The following is a 15,850-nucleotide window of genomic DNA, read 5'->3' as shown; positions in this document are numbered from 1 at the left end:
CCTTCGATGGCAAAGTGTTGGAGTAATGCGGCGGTTGGAAACACAGGGTGCAGCCTGCTGATCGCCAGGAGGAGGGATGAATGAGCGAACGGGAATCGATGCCTTATGACATCGTTATTGTGGGTGGGGGACCGGCTGGCCTGTCGGCGGCGATCCGGCTGAAGCAGCTGGCCAACGAAGCCGGTCAGGAACTCGCGGTGTGTGTGTTGGAGAAGGGGTCGGAGATAGGCGCCCACATCCTGTCCGGCGCGGTGATCGATCCCAAGGCGCTGGATGAATTGCTGCCCGACTGGCGCGACATGGGCTGCTCGCTGGCAGACGTGCCCGTTACCGACAACCAGCATTGGTGGCTGACCAAGGGCGGCAAGATGTCCATGCCGCACATCATGACGCCAGGCTGGATGCACAACAAGGGCACCTACACCGGGTCGCTGGGCAATCTGTGCCGCTGGCTGGCAGAGCAGGCCGAAGGGCTGGGCGTCGAAATCTTCCCCGGCTTTGCCGCTGCGGAAATCCTCTATAATGAGGACGGCAGCGTGAAGGGCGTGGCCACAGGCGACATGGGTATCGGTCGCGATGGCGAGCGAAAGCCGGATTATCAGCCGGGTCTCGAACTTCATGCCAAATACACGTTTTTCGCCGAAGGCGCGCGCGGCCACCTGACCAAGATATTGAAGCGCCAGTTCGCGCTCGACGCGGATTGCGAGCCGCAGGTCTATGGCATCGGCATGAAGGAATTGTGGGACGTCGATCCTGCCAGGCACCAGCCAGGTCTGGTGATCCACAGTCAGGGCTGGCCGCTGACCGACGCCTATGGCGGCGGCTTTCTCTATCACCAGGCCAACGGGCAGGTTGCGCTCGGCTTCGTCGTCGGGCTGGGCTATCGCAACCCGCATCTTTATCCGTTCGAGGAATTTCAGCGCTGGAAGCAGCATCCGGAAATTCGCCGGTTCCTGGAAGGGGGGCGTCGCGTCTCCTACGGCGCGCGCGTCATCAACGAGGGCGGCTGGCAGTCCATCCCCAAGCTCGTATTCCCCGGTGGCGCCCTGATCGGTTGTTCGGCGGGCTTCGTGAACGTGCCGCGCATCAAGGGCACGCACACGGCGATGAAGTCGGGCATGTTGGCCGCCGAGGCGGCGTTCGAGGCGATTTTGGACGAACGCTCGCGCGACGTGCTGCATGATTATGAAGATCGGGTGCGTTCCAGTTGGATCGCGACCGAACTGCAACTGGTGAAGAATGCCGAGCCGCTGCTGGCGAAGTTCGGCAACACGATCGGCACCCTTCTGGCTGGCATCGACATGTGGATGCGGACGCTCAAGATCGGACTGCCCTTCACGATGAAACACAAGCCCGATAACGAGAAGATCTGGCGCCAGGAACAGTGCGAGAAGATCGTCTATCCCAAGCCCGATGGCATAATCAGCTTCGATCGGTTGTCGTCGGTGTTCCTGTCGAACACCAATCATGAGGAGGACCAGCCGGTCCATCTTCAGTTGAAGGACCCATCGATTCCGATCGGCTACAATCTTCCCCTTTATGACGAGCCGGCACAGCGTTACTGTCCTGCGGGCGTCTACGAAGTGGTGGGTCAGGATGAGGGCGAGCCCCGCTTCCAGATCAACGCGCAGAATTGCGTCCACTGCAAGACGTGCGACATCAAGGATCCGACCCAGAATATCAACTGGGTCGTTCCGGAAGGCGGCGGAGGACCAAATTATCCCAATATGTAAGCGCCTGATCCCGATCCTGATGCTGACGATCCCGGCTGCGGCCGGGGCGTCGGTCGATCCCGGCAGCGCGCTGCACGCCTATGCGCGCGCGCGACTGGCCGACGGGAATGGCGCGCTTGGAAGCGCCGTGGCCAATTATCGCGCCGCACTCGCTCTCGATCCCGGCAGCGCGGAGATTGCGCGGCGCTCCTACGCCCAGGCGCTGGAGAGCGGGGATCAGGCGCTGGCGATGCGTTCGGCGGTCCTGCTCGACGCGCAGGGCATGTTGCCGCGCGACGGCGCCCTGTTGCGGATCAGTGATGCGCTGGTTCGGAAGGACTGGGTGGGCGCCCGGCTCTTGCTCGACCGGATCGTGGAAGAGGGCAATTTCGCCTTTCTCGCGCCGATCGTCCGTAGCTGGATCTCGCTGGGCGAGGGACATTATGCCGCGCCCGTCATTGAGGGCAAGGAGCAGTTCGCGACGCTCGCCCAGCGTTATCTGGATGAGCATATGGCGCTCCAGGCGATCGGGCGTGATGACCTCGCGGCAGCCTTGCCAGCGATCCGCCGGGCGATCGGTCTGCGCGTCAGCGACGGGGCGATGCTGCGCCTGGGTTTTGCACGCCAATTGGCGGCGCGGGGCGCAAAGGCGGAGGCACTGGCCCTGTTGCCCGCCGATGACGCGAATTTCGCATTGGCGCGGGCCGATATCGCGCGAGGCAAAGGCAGCAAGGGGCGAAAGGCGCTGTTGACCCCGGCTCAGGGCTTTGCGCGGCTTCTTACGCGGCTGGCTGCGGATATCGCTTCGGATGATGCCGGCCTCGTGCTGGCCGTGCGTCTCGCGCGCATTGCGACATTTGCGGACCCGCACGACCCTGAAGCCCATATCGTTGCGGCCAGGCTGCTGACGGCCGCAGGCTATCCCGCCTTTGCGGCTGCCGAAGCCGCCAATGTTTCGGCCAGGGGCTGGTATGCCGGGCTGGCGCAGGCCGAACTGGTCGGTGCGATGGCGGGCACAGGGGACCGCGATGGCGCGATCACGCTCGCAAGGACGCTGGTCGCCGAGCCAGGGGCAGACCCAGAACGCCATGTCCGCCTCGGTCGCCTGCTGGCTGACGCGAGGGATTTCGCCGGGGCGGCAGCGGCGTTCAAGGCGGCGCAGGCCGGTTATCCGCAGGATTCCGTGCCCTGGACATTGCTCCTTTTCGAAGGCAGCGCGCTGGAGCAGGGCAAGCGTTGGGACGAGGCGCGGGTCGTGCTGGAACGCGCGGCCAGGATCGCTCCGCACGAGCCGGTTATCCTCAACTATCTGGGCTATGCGCAGATCGAGCGGCGGCAGAATGTCGAACAGGCGCTCTTGCTGCTCAAGCGGGCGAGCGCGCTCAAGCCGCAGGACGCATCGATCACGGATTCGCTTGGCTGGGCGCAATTTGTGACCGGGGATGTGCGGGCGGCCGTGCCGGTGCTGGAGCGTGCGGCGGCGGGCGCGCCCGACGATCCGACGATCAACGAGCATCTGGGTGATGCGCTATGGACCGCCGGGCGACGTTATGAGGCGCGCTACGCCTGGAACGCTGCGGCCGTCTATGCCGAAGGGGATGTCGCGGCGCGGCTGGCGGCGAAAAGCGAGGAAGGATTGAAGCCCGAATATGCCGCACCCTGACGTTGAGGCGGACGCCGAAACGCTTGCCGAGACCGCCCATGCCAAAGTGAATGTCGCGCTGCATGTGCGCGCGCGGCGCGACGATGGCTATCATGCGTTGGAAAGCCTGTTCGTCTTCGCCGAGCATGGCGACCGGGTGGAGGGACAGGCCACGGACGATGGCGCCATCGATTTTCAGGTCGACGGGCCGTTCGGCGCCGGACTGGACGCGGGGCCGGGCAATCTCGTGATACGCGCCGCACGGGCGCTGCAATCCTATCTGGGCGAGCAGCGCGGGGCGACCATCCGGCTGACCAAGATTCTGCCGGTGGCGTCGGGGATCGGTGGCGGATCGGCCGATGCGGCGGCGACGCTGCGCTTGCTGGCGCGGCTGTGGGACGTGCGGATCGAAACTGAGGAACTGTCCGGACTGGCCCTCGACCTTGGGTCGGACGTGCCCGCTTGCCTCGCGAGCGTGACGCAACTGGTGACGGGACGTGGCGAGCATGTGGCGCGGCATCACGTCGATGGGCTGGAGGGCCTGTCGATGCTGCTGGTCAATCCGGGAATCGGCGTTTCGACCGCCAGCATCTTTGCCGGGTGGGATCGGGTGGACCGGGGCGCGCTGGACGCCGGCAGTCTTGATGCGTTGATAAAGGCAGGCCGCAATGATCTGGAACGGCCGGCCATTGCGGTCGCGCCAGCGATCGCGGAGGTGTTGGCAGTGCTTGGCCGTGCGCCTGGCGTGCTACTGACACGCATGTCGGGATCGGGCGCGACCTGCTTCGCGCTGTTCGACGATGAGGCGGCCAGGACGGAGGCGGCGGATGCCATCCGCTCGCAATATCCCCGATGGTGGGTGATGGAAACGAGGATCAAGGGGGCATGAGCGAAGCCTTCACCCGGATCGACGGCGGGGATCTGGACCTGCTGATCGTCGCCGATCATGCCTCAGCGCATGTGCCGGGCGACATCCACCTAGGCATCGACCCGGCGCTGCTCGAGGCGCATATTGCCATCGACATCGGCGTGGCGGAGGTCAGCGGACTGCTGGCGGCGCAACTGGGTTGCACGGCCATATTGGGCGCTGTGTCGCGGCTGGTGATCGACCTCAATCGCGAAGAGGACGCGCCGGGCCTGCTGCCGGTCATGAGTGACGGCCATGCCATTCCCGGCAATCGCGACGCCGACCTGCCGGAGCGCATGTTGCGTTTCCATCATCCTTATCATCATCAGCTCGGGCGGATATTGGATGAGATGACGTCGCCGTTCATCCTCTCCGTCCACAGCTTCACGCCGCGGCTGGCGAGCGATCCGGAGCAGGAGCGCCCCTGGGACATCGGGATACTCTATAATCAGGACGATCGCGCGGCCCGGATCGCCATTCCGCTGCTGGAGGCGGCGGGGCTGAAGGTGGGCGACCAACTGCCCTATTCGGGACAGCTGCTCAACGCGACGATGAACCGTCATGCCGAGGCCAATGGCATTCCCTATCTGGGTATCGAGATGCGGCAGGATCTGGTGAGCGACGCTGCCGGACAGAGGCGCTTTGCAGAGATAATCGGGCCGATCGCGCTGGACTGTCGGAGCAGGCTGGCGTGACGCGGGGCGTGATCGCGGCGGCCGCATTGCTGGCGCTGACCGGGTGCAACGGGGATGCGGCCAAGACGGGGAGTAATGGCTCTGCCGCACAGGCCGAAGCGCCGCCGGTCAATGACGGCAAGGCGGATTGCATCACCGGCGATGCGGAACAATGGGCGCGGGACTGCCTGATCGAGCGAAACGGCCATATCTTGACGATCCGCCATCCCGATGGCGGCTTCCGTCGTTTCCGGTTGCTCGCTGACGGACGCGGGCTGGAAGCGGCCGATGGGGCGGAGCGGGCCAGCGTGCAGATCAGCGGACGGCGCCAGATCGAGGTGGCGACGGGCGGCGAGCGCTATCGCCTGCCCGCGCAGATTGCCGGGCAATGACCGGCTGGGCGATCCTGACGGCGGCGCAGATGCGTGCAGCGGAACAGGCCGCCTTTGACGCCGGGGTCGACGAATATAGCCTGATGGAAACGGCGGGCGCGGCGGCGGCGGGAATCATCTGGCGAGCGGGGCACAGGCGCGACGCGCTGGTTCTGTGCGGGCCGGGCAATAATGGCGGCGATGGCTTCGTCATAGCGCGGTTGTTGCGGGCACGCGGCGTGGCTGTGCGGGTCGCGGCATTGGGCGAAAGCCGGACGGTATCAAGCCAGCGGGCGCGCGCAGCCTGGGGTGGGCCGGTCGAGGATATGATGAGCGCCGCGCCGGCGACGCAACTGATCGACGCGCTCTTCGGTACGGGGCTGACGCGCAGCCTGGACGCGACGGTCGCATCCCGTCTCTGCGCGCTGGCGGAGGCAGCCGTTCTGACCCATGCCGTAGACCTTCCAAGCGGGGTGGAGACGGACAGCGGCGCGCTATTGTCGGCAGTGCCGATTTTCGGCATCTGTATAGCGCTGGGTGCATATAAGCCCGCGCATCTGCTGCATCCGGCGGCAGGGCGGATAGAGCGCCTGATCCTGGCAGACATAGGCATTGCGGTGCCCGGCATCATGCAGCGGCTTGCGCCACCGCTGCTGGAGGCGCCGGTCGCGCAGGCGCATAAATATAATCGAGGGCTGGTGGCCGTGGTCGGTGGCGGGATGGCCGGCGCGAGCCTGCTCGCCAGCATCGCCGCCGCGCATTCAGGGGCCGGAACGGTGCGGCGTTTCGCCGCGGATCGGCCGGTGGCGGGACCGCACGCGATCGTCAGCCGGCAGACTGAACGGCCCGAGGCCATTGCCGATGCGCTGGCGGATGAGCGGATCAACGTCGTGCTGGTCGGGCCTGGCCTCGGCCTGGAGGCGGACGGACGAGCGCGGCTGGATGCCGCGCTGGATGCCGGTCATCCCATGGTGCTGGACGCCGACGCGCTGACCCTGTTGGGCGAGCAAGGCGCGCGCGCCATTCCGGCTGGTGCGATCCTGACCCCGCATGAAGGCGAGTTTCAGCGCTTGTTCGGCGACCTGCCCGGCAGCAAGATCGACCGTGCGCTCGCGGCGGCGCAGGCGTCGGGGGCGATCGTCGTCTACAAGGGCGCGGACAGCGTGATCGCTGCGCCCGACGGGAGGGTGGCCGTGGCCAGCGGGGCATCGCCCTGGCTTTCGACCGCCGGAACCGGCGACGTGCTTGCGGGGCTGGCCGCCGGAAGGCTCGCCGTTACGGGTGATTCCTTTCGCGCGGCGTGCGAGGCGGTGTGGCTGCATGGCGATGCGGCGCGGCGGGCCGGGCCGGCCTTCGTCGCGGATGATTTGCTTGGAACGCTGCCAGCGGCTATCGCCGCGCGATTGTGACCGACACCGAAACAGACATCATCATCCGCGTCGCCGCCAAGGGCGACGGCGTCACCGCCGATGGCCGGCACTTCCCTCTGACCGCGCCGGGCGATCGGGTCGCTCCCGATGGAAGTGTCGTCTTCGGTGTCCATCATGCGGTGCCGCCCTGCGACCATTTCCCGGCCTGCGGCGGTTGTCAGCTCCAGCATCTGGACGAGGCGAGCTATGCCGAATTCGTCACGGCGCGGGTGACAGGCGCGCTGGACGGGCAGGGCGTGACGCCGGGCGCGGTGCTGCCGGCCCATATTTCGCCGCCGATGACGCGGCGGCGCGCATCGCTGCGCGCGGCGCGGGCGGGCAGGCGGATCACCATCGGCTTTGCGGAGGAGGGCAGCCACAAGCTGATAGACTTGCAGATGTGCGCGGTCCTCGATCCCAGGCTGTTCGGGCTGCTGCCGCCCTTGCGGGAACTGCTCGGGCTGATCGTGCCGGACAAGCGGGCGGCGCATGTCCGCATGTCGCTGACTGATCAGGGTGTCGACCTGTTGCTGGAGGGCGTGAAAGTCGCGGGGCTGGCGGTGGATGAGGCGCTGGGCGATTTTGCGCGCGAGCATGGCCTGGCCAGGTTGGCCATCGACGAAGGCGACGGGCCGCAGACACGCTGGGAGCCGGAGGCGGTGACGGTCAGCTTCGGCGGGGTGCCGGTCAGCTTTCCGCCTTTCTCCTTCCTTCAGGCCACGCCGGATGGCGAGGCGGCGCTGGTCGGCGCAGTGCGCGATGCGCTACCGGAGACGGGTGCGGTCGCCGATCTCTTCTGCGGGCTTGGTACATTCGCTCTGGCATTGGGCGAGACGCGGCCGGTCTATGCGGCCGAGGGTGCGCGGGACGTCCTGTTGTCGCTCAAGCTCGGCGCGGCGCGGGCGCGGCGGCGGCTGGCGGCCGACCATCGCGACCTGTTCCGTCGACCGCTGACGCCGGAGGAATTGAACCGCTTTGCTGCCGTCGTGCTGGACCCACCGCGCGCGGGCGCGCGCGAACAGATGCTGCAACTGGCGCAGTCGGCTGTGCCGCTGATCGCTTATGTGTCCTGCAATCCTGCCAGTTTTGCGCGGGATGCGGCGCATCTGGTGGCGGCGGGCTACGTCCTTGAGAGCGTCAAGCCGGTTGGCCAGTTCCGCTGGACCACTCATGTCGAACTGGTCGGCATCTTCCGGCGATAAAAAATCCCTCGCCGCAAAGGAGGCGGCGAGGGATGGAAATCATTTTGCGGGGCGGGTCAGCCCAGCTTGATGACGGTTGCGCGACGGCGCGGCTGGACGGTCTCGGCATAGAGGCTGGCCATCGGCTCATCCCCCACCTCGATCGTCGATTCCGACGTGAAGCCGTTGAAACCGGTACGCATTGCCGCGCCATAGGCGCCGAGCATTCCGATTTCGATATAGTCGCCCGTCTTCACGTCCGCAGGAAGCATGAAGGGGCCGACCATATGGTCCATGTCGTCGCAGGTCGGGCCGTAGAAGGAGAAGCCTTCCAGCTCTTCTTCGCTGTCATCCTCGCGCAGCAAGGCCACGGGGAAGCGCCAGCCGATATGCGCGGCATCGAACAACGCGCCATAGGCGCCGTCGTTGATGTAGAGTTCGGTGCCGCGACGGCGCTCCACCCGCACGATGATCGAGCTATATTCGGCCGACAGCGCGCGGCCGGGTTCGCACCACAGTTCCGACGAATAGCTGACCGGCAGGCTTTCGAAGCCGCGATGGATCGCTTCGAAATAATTTTCGAGCGCCACCGGCTCCATGCCCGGATAGATGGAAGGGAAGCCGCCGCCGACATCGATGATGTCGACCGTGACCGCCGCATCGACGATCGCGGCGCGCACGCGCTCGATCGCATCACTATAGGCCTGCGGCGACATGGCCTGGCTTCCGACGTGGAAACAGATGCCCAGCGCATCGGCGGCCTGGCGGGTCGCCATCAGCAGTTCGCGGGTTTCGCCCAGTTCGACGCCGAACTTCGACGCGAGGCTGAGTTCCGAATGTTCGGATGACACGCGCAGGCGGACGCACAGTTCCAGATCGGTCGCATCGCCGGTCGCGCGCATGATCTTTTCCAGCTCGTCGATCGTGTCGAGCGAGAAGGTTCGCACGCCATGGACGTGGTAGGCTTCAGCGATCGCTTCCTCGGCCTTGACCGGGTGCATGAAGCAGAGCTTCGCCTTGTCGCCTGCGACATCGGCCAGCGTTTCGGCCACCAGGCGCACTTCAGCGATCGAGGCCACATCGAAATGCGTGATGCCCGATGCAAAGAGCGTGCGGATCAGGTCGGGAGACGGATTCGCCTTGACCGCATAGAGCGATCGGCCCGGAAACTTCTCAACGAAGAAACGGGCGGCCCGAGCCGCGGCTTCGGGACGAATCAGCGTTACCGGTGCTGCCGGTGTGAGGGCGGTCGCTACCCCCAGCGCGCTATGATGCTTGTGCAACTCAAGGGACCTCCAGTGTAGTTCAGGGCGAAAAGCTGCCTTGCGGTGGAAGTCCCATGGGGCAGCGGACGGCCGATATATGCGGAGGGGTCCCCCCTGTAAAGCGCATATGAAAATTTTGTTGCGCGGTCCGCTACGAAATGTGCGTTACGAGAGACGGGTCTTGAAATCGGTATAGGAAAAGGCCCGGATTTCCTTGAGTTCGTCGGTTTCCGAGTTCCATAACCAGATGGCGGGCAGGGGTACCCCATTGAATGTATTGGTCTTCACCATGGAATAGTGCGCCTGGTCGAGGAAGGCGATACGCGCGCCCGGTTCCGCGCCGCCGGGGACTCGATAGTCGCCGATGATGTCGCCCGCCAAGCAGGAGGGGCCACCGAGTCGAGTGACCGGTCCCTCTTCCGGCTCATGGAGCATGGCGGGGCGATAGGGCGCCTCGATCACGTCGGGCATGTGGCAGGTGGCGCTGATGTCGGTGATGGCGACGGGCATCCCGTTTTCGATCACGTCGAGGATTTCGCCCACCAAGATGCCAGCGTCGAGCGCCATTGCCTCGCCGGGTTCGATATAGAGGGCAAGACCGGTCTGCGCCTTGATCCTTGTCAGGAAGGCGATGAGATCGTCGATCTGGTAGTCGGCGCGGGTGACATGGTGGCCGCCGCCGAAGTTGAGCCATTTGAGGCTCGCGACATGAGGCATGATATGGCCCTCAATCGCCGCCCAGGTGCGTTCCAGCGGCAGGAAATCCTGCTCGCACAGATTATGGACATGCAGGCCGTCGACGCCCTCCAGATGTTCGGGGCGCAATTGGTCGACCGGGAAGCCCAAGCGGCTGTGCGGTTGCGACGGGTCATATTTAGGCACTTCCCCCTCCGGGTGGAGCGGGTTGAGGCGCAGGCCGATGTCGAAGTTCACACCGTCGCTGCGCGCTGCGTCGATGACGGGTTTGAGTCGCGCGATCTGGCCGGGGCTGTTGAAGATGACATGGTCTGATATTTTGAGGATTTCGGCCAGGTCGTCGGGCTTGTAGGCGGCGCAATAGGTCGCGACTTCGCCCTGATATTCCTCGCGCCCCAGGCGTGCTTCATAGATGCCCGACGCGCAGACGCCGTCGAGATATTCCCCCAGCACGCCCCCAAGCGACCACATGGAAAAGGCCTTGAGCGCACCGAGTACCTTGACCCCGGCTCGGTCGCCGATGTCGCGCAGGACCGCAAGGTTCCGCCGCACCGCCGCCTCGTCCACCACGAAGGCGGGCGAGGGAACGCGGTAGAGGTCGAATCGGGCGAAGGCGGCAGGATGGCCGGCGCGGGTTTCCATAACAACATACTCCGTCACCCCGGCAAAGGCCGGGGTCTCAGGCGAGAGGGCACGGCGTCGCCGCATGAGATCCCAGCCTTCGCTGGGGTGACGATCCCGCGCGGGATCGTCAGAGCGCGAGCGGCGCTTAAAAATCCAGCGGCGCGTCGAGTTCCTTCACCTGCCAGGGCAGGCCATGCTCGTTGAGCATGTCCATGAAGGGATCGGGATCGAACTGTTCGATATTGAACACGCCGCCTTCTCCATTTGCGCCCTTCCAGGCGCCCGTCAGCATCAGCGCGGCGCCGATCATCGCGGGCACGCCGGTGGTGTAGCTGACCGCCTGGTTGCCGGTTTCGGCATAGGCTTCCTCATGGTCGCAGACCTGGTAGACATAGACGGTCTTCTGCTGGCCGTCCTTTTCGCCGGTGGCGATGTCGCCGATATTGGTCTTGCCCTTGGTGGTCGAACCCAGGCTCGACGGTTCGGGCAGGACCGCTTTCAGGAACTGGAGCGGGATGATCTCCTGCCCGTTATAGATGACCGGGTCGATCCGGGTCATGCCGACATTCTGGAGCACTTCCAGATGTTTGAGATAGGCGTCGCCGAAGGTCATCCAGAAGCGGATGCGCTTGATCTCGGGATAGAATTTGGCAAGCGACTCCAGTTCCTCATGATACATGAGGTACATGTTCTTCGGTCCGACCTGATCGAAGTCGAATTCCTGCTTGTGGCTGAGCGCCGGGCCTTCGACCCATTGTCCATCGGCCCAGTGGCGCGACGGCGCGGTCACTTCGCGGATGTTGATTTCCGGGTTGAAGTTGGTGGCGAAATGCTGGCCATGGTCGCCGCCATTGCAATCGAGAATGTCGAGCGTGTCGATCCGGTCGAGCAGGTGCTTCTTGATGTAGCTGGCGAAAACGCTGGTGACGCCGGGGTCGAAGCCTGATCCGAGCAGCGCCATGATGCCGGCTTCCTTGAAGCGCTCCTGATAGGCCCATTGCCAGCTATATTCGAACTTCGCGGTGTCGCGCGGCTCGTAATTGGCGGTGTCGAGATAGTCGGTCCGGGTCGCGAGGCAGGCGTCCATGATCGCCAGATCCTGATAGGGCAGGGCCAGGTTCACGACGAGCTTGGGCTGGATCTTCTCGATCAGCGCGATCGTCTCTGCGACATTGTCGGCATCGACCTGCGCCACGTCGATGGTGACACCGGTGCGCGCCTTCACCGATTCGGCGACCTTCTCACAACTGACGATCCGGCGACTGGCGAGCGTGATATGGCTGAAAATATCCGGATTCATCGCCATCTTGTGGACCGCGACAGACCCGACGCCGCCTGCGCCGATGACCAGAACCTTGCTCAATTTCGTCTCCATAAATCGACCGCGCGCCCCCGCGCGAAAGCGCCCATATAGGGGCTGCCCGTGACAGCGCAAAGTCAGATGCGCGCGCAGCGCCTTGGCCCCTGTCTTTTGGGGCAGCCATGCATCCACGCGGTCGCCCGCGCGTAGTGGCGGTGTCCCCGGATCAGGGGATAGAGAATATCGGGAAGGAAGCCTCCATGAAGAAGTCCCATCTGTCGTTGGCGCTGGCGAGCGCGCTGTTGACCGTCAGTGGCACGGCCTATGCCAATCATCATGAAAAGAACCCGATGGTGGGCGGCGCGGCGATGTCCCCGACCAAGGATATCGTCGACAACGCCGTCAATTCGAAAGACCACACGACGCTGGTCGCTGCGGTCAAGGCGGCAGGTCTGGTCGATACGCTGAAGGGCGCCGGTCCGTTCACCGTCTTCGCGCCGACAAATGCCGCCTTCGCCAAGCTTCCGGCCGGCACGGTGGACACGCTGCTGAAGCCCGAGAACAAGGCGACCCTGACCGGCATCCTTACCTATCATGTGGTGCCCGGCAAGCTGAGCGCCGCCGACCTCATCGCACAGGCCAAGGCCGGCGGAGGCAAGGCGACGCTGACCACGGTGCAGGGAGAACCGCTGACCGCCTGGGTCGAAGGATCGTCGGTCTATCTGCAGGATGCCAAGGGCGGAAAGTCAAAGGTCACGATCGCCGACGTCAACCAGTCGAACGGCGTGATCCATGTCATCGACACTGTGCTGATGCCCTGACCGTCGCTCGCTGACATGGAAGAAACGGCCGGTCGGGTAAGCGGGCCGGCCGTTTCGCATGTCAGAAGCTGGCCCCATCGACCTTCGTGATCGTGAGCGCGTCGATGTCGACCGAGGGCACACAGCGGAGGTTGATGGCGCGCATCGGACCGTCGGGCGACTTGCCGAGGGCGAAAGCTTCCGTCCCGCAGGTCCTGCAGAACTGATGCGTGATATTGTGCCGGTAGAAAAGATAGTCGGTGAGATGATCCGCGCCGCTGTCCAGCGTAAACCGGTCGGCGGGGACGAAGGTCAGGACAAAGCCCTTGCGGCTGCAATGGGAGCAGTTGCAGGTCATGCCCTCGTCGGGAGCATCGGTCGCGACGCTGAACGTGACGGCGCCGCAATGGCAGCTTCCGGTATAGGCCATGTCCGTTCTCCTTTTGATCTTTATGCGTCAGCTCACCAGCTGCTTCAACCCCTCGACCGTATCGGCCTCATGCGCGGGCTTGTCCTTGCGGATGCGGGCGATGCGGGGGAAGCGCATGGCGAGGCCTGATTTGTGGCGCTTGCTGTCGTGGATGCTGTCGAACGCAACTTCCAGCACGAGCGACTTTTCGACCTCCCGCACCGGGCCGAAGCGGTTGAGGGTGTTCTGGCGGACGAAGCGGTCGAGCCATTTGAGTTCCTCGTCGGTGAAGCCGCTATAGGCCTTGCCCACCGGCAGCAATTCGCCATCTTCGGTCCAGCAGCCGAACGTATAGTCCGAATAGAAGGAGGAGCGTTTGCCGTGGCCGCGCTGGGCGTACATCATGACGCAGTCGGCGGTCAGGGGGTCGCGTTTCCATTTATACCAGAGCGCCGCCTTGCGCCCGGCGACATAGGGGCTGTCACGGCGCTTGAGCATGACCCCTTCGATCGCGGCGTCGCGGGCGCCGGCGCGGATGTCGGCCAGAGCATCGAAATCCGGCGCGTCGATGATGGCGGAGAGATCGAAACGATCCGGCGGAAGCTGGGGCATATAGGCTTCGAGCCGGGCGCGCCGTTGGTGCCAGGGGAGGGCGCGCAGGTCGGTGTCGCGTTCGATCAGCAGATCATAGAGGCGGACGAAGGCGGGATAGTCGTCCATCATCTTCGCGCTGACCGCCTTGCGGCCGAGCCTTTGTTGCAGGGCGTTGAAGCTGGCGGCTTCCCCGCCCTGAAACGCGCCCTTCACCAGCAGTTCGCCGTCCAGCACGGCATGGCCGGTGAAGGCCGCCGCGATCTCCGGGAAGCTGCCTGAAATATCGTCGCCCGCGCGGCTGTAGAGGCGGGTTTCGCCACCCGTACCGACGATCTGGATGCGGATGCCGTCCCATTTCCATTCGGCGGCATAGTCAGCGAGATCGACGCTCTCGGCCTCCAGCGGGTGGGCGAGCATGAAGGGACGGAAATAGGGTGTGCCTTCCGGATCCGGCCGGCCGCTGCGCCCTTCGGCCCAGTCGAACAGCGCGGCATAGGGCGGGGCGAGGGCGTGCCAGACCTGTTCGACATCATCGACGTCAAGGCCGAAGCCCTGGGCGAAGCCGGTCTTGGCGAGGCGGGCGGAAATGCCCACCCGAAGCCCGCCGGTGGCAAGTTTCAGCAGCGCGAAGCGGCCCGAGGCGTCGAGATGGTCCATCATCTGCGCCAGCGCATCGGGTGCGGCGGCGCGGCTGACGCCGTGCAGGCGCTCGATCACGGCCGAGAGGCTGAGCGACCCGTCATCCAGTTCGGCGGGTTGGTCCTCTCTCTTCGGCCAGAGCAGGGCGACGGTTTCGGCAAGGTCGCCGACATAGTCGCGGCTCATTTCATAAAGGACCGGATCGGTGCGGGCGCGGATCATCTCGCCGATGGCGGAGGATTTGACGGCTTTGAGGTCGAGATTGCCGGTCAGCGCCGCCAGCGCCCAGCCCCGGTCGGGATCGGGCGCGTCGCGCATATAGGCGGCGATCAGGTCCAGCTTGCCGTTGCGCGAACGAGTGTAGACCAGGCCGTCGAGGAGTTGAGAGAAGGCGCGCATCACCTACCTCCGTTCGTTTCGAGCGCAGTCGAGAAACGCTGTAACCACCCTATCCGCTTCTCGACTGCGCTCGAAACGAACGGATGCTGTGCGTTTGTCCATCACCCTTCATCCTCGTCTTCGCGCCCCACCAGCGCCAGCGCGCGGGCGCGGATCTGGTGGGTCATGCACCAGTGGAGCAGCGCCTCCTCGCGCCCATGGGTGATCCAGGTTTCGGCCGGCGCGACTTCGCGTATCGTGTCGGTCAATTCGTCCCAGTCGGCATGGTCGGAAATGACGAGGGGCAGTTCTACATTCTTCTGCCGCGCGCGCTGGCGCACCCGCATCCAGCCGGACGCCATCGCGGTGATGGGATCGGGCAGGCGGCGGCTCCAGCGATCGTTGAGCGCGGAGGGTGGGGAGACGACGATGTGGCCGCGCATCTCCTTTGCGGGCACGCCCGTCGCGGGACGCAGTTCGCCCAGTTCGACACCGAAGTCCGCATAGAGGGCGCACATCCGCTCCAGTGCGCCATGGATATAGATGGCATCATGATGACCGCGCGCCCTGAGTTCGCAGATCACCCGCTGCGCCTTGCCCAGCGCGTAGGCGCCGACCAGCACGCAGCGATCGGGGTGGGCGTGGAGCGCGGCGAGCAGCCGGTCCATTTCGCTGCCGGTGTCGGGATGGCGGAAGACGGGGAGGCCGAAGGTCGCCTCCGTCACGAAAATATCGCAGGGCACCGGCTCGAAGGGCAGGCAGGTGGGATCGGGCCGGCGTTTGTAATCGCCGGTCACGACCACCCGCTCGCCCGCATGTTCGAGCCATATCTGAGCAGACCCCAGCACATGGCCGGCGGGGACGTAGCGGATCGTCACCCCGCCCATCCGGACCTCCTCGCCATAGCCCACCGCCGTGCCGCCGGCGGTGCCGTAGCGCAGTGCCATGATCGACAGCGTCTCGCGGGTCGCCCAGACATGGCCGTGGCCGCCGCGCGCATGATCGGCATGGCCGTGCGTCACCAGCGCCCGTTCCCGCGGCAGCGAAGGATCGATCCACGCATCGGCGGGGCGGACATAGATGCCGGTCGGGTGGGGTTCGATCCAGTGGTCCATCGGCCATACAAGATGGGAGAGGGCGTCCCGGTTCCGCAAGGGCGTTTCCCAAAAGACAGTCATCGCCCCGTAACCGGCAAGTCATGCGGACGACATGCCATTGCCCTATCGGCCCCGGAACGACCCGGCAGCGA

14 protein-coding genes are annotated in these 15,850 nt (G+C 65.1%); 8 read left to right on the top strand and 6 right to left on the bottom strand.

The features are described 5' to 3' along the window. Positions 1-80: 80 nt before the first annotated feature. The 7 genes from A7Q26_RS02080 to A7Q26_RS02050 are packed head-to-tail and all read left to right on the top strand — an operon-like array spanning position 81 to position 7,917. The gene (locus tag A7Q26_RS02080) at positions 81-1,733 is read left to right on the top strand and encodes an electron transfer flavoprotein-ubiquinone oxidoreductase (protein WP_066855849.1); all 1,653 of its coding nucleotides are present in this window, start codon (positions 81-83) and stop codon (positions 1,731-1,733) included. Positions 1,734-1,752: 19 nt separating this feature from the next. Next, positions 1,753-3,375, top strand: coding sequence for a tetratricopeptide repeat protein (locus A7Q26_RS02075; protein ID WP_066855846.1), 1,623 nt, complete (start codon positions 1,753-1,755; stop codon positions 3,373-3,375). Beyond that, positions 3,362-4,243 (top strand): 4-(cytidine 5'-diphospho)-2-C-methyl-D-erythritol kinase, encoded by an 882-nt coding sequence (locus A7Q26_RS02070; protein WP_066855844.1) that lies wholly within the window; start codon positions 3,362-3,364, stop codon positions 4,241-4,243. The genes A7Q26_RS02075 and A7Q26_RS02070 overlap by 14 nt, the downstream gene beginning before the upstream one ends. Continuing rightward, positions 4,240-4,956: an N-formylglutamate amidohydrolase gene (locus A7Q26_RS02065; protein WP_066855841.1), complete on the top strand. Its 717-nt coding sequence runs from the start codon at positions 4,240-4,242 to the stop codon at positions 4,954-4,956. Before A7Q26_RS02070 ends, A7Q26_RS02065 begins: the two co-directional genes overlap by 4 nt. Continuing rightward, on the top strand, positions 4,953-5,327 hold the full coding sequence (locus A7Q26_RS02060; protein WP_066855839.1) for a hypothetical protein: 375 nt from the start codon (positions 4,953-4,955) through the stop codon (positions 5,325-5,327). Before A7Q26_RS02065 ends, A7Q26_RS02060 begins: the two co-directional genes overlap by 4 nt. Further along, on the top strand, positions 5,324-6,715 hold the full coding sequence (locus A7Q26_RS02055; RefSeq protein WP_066855836.1) for a bifunctional ADP-dependent NAD(P)H-hydrate dehydratase/NAD(P)H-hydrate epimerase: 1,392 nt from the start codon (positions 5,324-5,326) through the stop codon (positions 6,713-6,715). Before A7Q26_RS02060 ends, A7Q26_RS02055 begins: the two co-directional genes overlap by 4 nt. Beyond that, a complete protein-coding gene (locus A7Q26_RS02050; RefSeq protein WP_066855833.1) occupies positions 6,712-7,917 on the top strand; it encodes a class I SAM-dependent RNA methyltransferase in 1,206 nt (401 codons plus the stop codon). The genes A7Q26_RS02055 and A7Q26_RS02050 overlap by 4 nt, the downstream gene beginning before the upstream one ends. A 56-nt stretch (positions 7,918-7,973) precedes the next feature. Here A7Q26_RS02050 and A7Q26_RS02045 read toward each other — a convergent pair whose 3' ends face one another. The 3 genes from A7Q26_RS02045 to A7Q26_RS02035 form a co-directional block, all read right to left on the bottom strand. Next, positions 7,974-9,179, bottom strand: coding sequence for a type III PLP-dependent enzyme (locus A7Q26_RS02045; RefSeq protein ID WP_066855830.1), 1,206 nt, complete (start codon positions 9,177-9,179; stop codon positions 7,974-7,976). Between the two features lie 147 nt (positions 9,180-9,326). Continuing rightward, complete coding sequence (locus A7Q26_RS02040) at positions 9,327-10,499, bottom strand: carboxynorspermidine decarboxylase (protein WP_066855827.1); 1,173 nt, start codon at positions 10,497-10,499, stop codon at positions 9,327-9,329. A gap of 127 nt (positions 10,500-10,626) precedes the next feature. Continuing rightward, positions 10,627-11,844, bottom strand: a complete 1,218-nt coding sequence (locus A7Q26_RS02035) for a saccharopine dehydrogenase family protein (RefSeq protein ID WP_066856261.1) — start codon at positions 11,842-11,844, stop codon at positions 10,627-10,629. Between the two features lie 197 nt (positions 11,845-12,041). Here A7Q26_RS02035 and A7Q26_RS02030 point away from each other — a divergent pair, with 197 nt between their 5' ends. Further along, positions 12,042-12,602: a fasciclin domain-containing protein gene (locus A7Q26_RS02030; protein ID WP_066855824.1), complete on the top strand. Its 561-nt coding sequence runs from the start codon at positions 12,042-12,044 to the stop codon at positions 12,600-12,602. 61 nt (positions 12,603-12,663) lie between these two features. Here A7Q26_RS02030 and A7Q26_RS02025 read toward each other — a convergent pair whose 3' ends face one another. The 3 genes from A7Q26_RS02025 to A7Q26_RS02015 all read right to left on the bottom strand — a co-directional run bounded on the left by A7Q26_RS02025 (position 12,664) and on the right by A7Q26_RS02015 (position 15,716). Next, complete coding sequence (locus tag A7Q26_RS02025) at positions 12,664-13,011, bottom strand: GFA family protein (RefSeq protein WP_066855821.1); 348 nt, start codon at positions 13,009-13,011, stop codon at positions 12,664-12,666. 27 nt (positions 13,012-13,038) lie between these two features. After that, positions 13,039-14,622, bottom strand: a complete 1,584-nt coding sequence (locus A7Q26_RS02020) for a cisplatin damage response ATP-dependent DNA ligase (RefSeq protein ID WP_066855819.1) — start codon at positions 14,620-14,622, stop codon at positions 13,039-13,041. A 101-nt stretch (positions 14,623-14,723) separates the two neighbouring features. Beyond that, a complete protein-coding gene (locus A7Q26_RS02015; RefSeq protein WP_066855816.1) occupies positions 14,724-15,716 on the bottom strand; it encodes a ligase-associated DNA damage response exonuclease in 993 nt (330 codons plus the stop codon). Between the last annotated feature and the right edge of the window lie 134 nt (positions 15,717-15,850).

The organism is Sphingobium sp. TCM1 (assembly GCF_001650725.1).
Taxonomy (GTDB): domain Bacteria; phylum Pseudomonadota; class Alphaproteobacteria; order Sphingomonadales; family Sphingomonadaceae; genus Sphingobium.
Note: the sequence above shows the minus strand (reverse complement) of the source record. Positions and strands in the feature narration are given on the sequence as shown.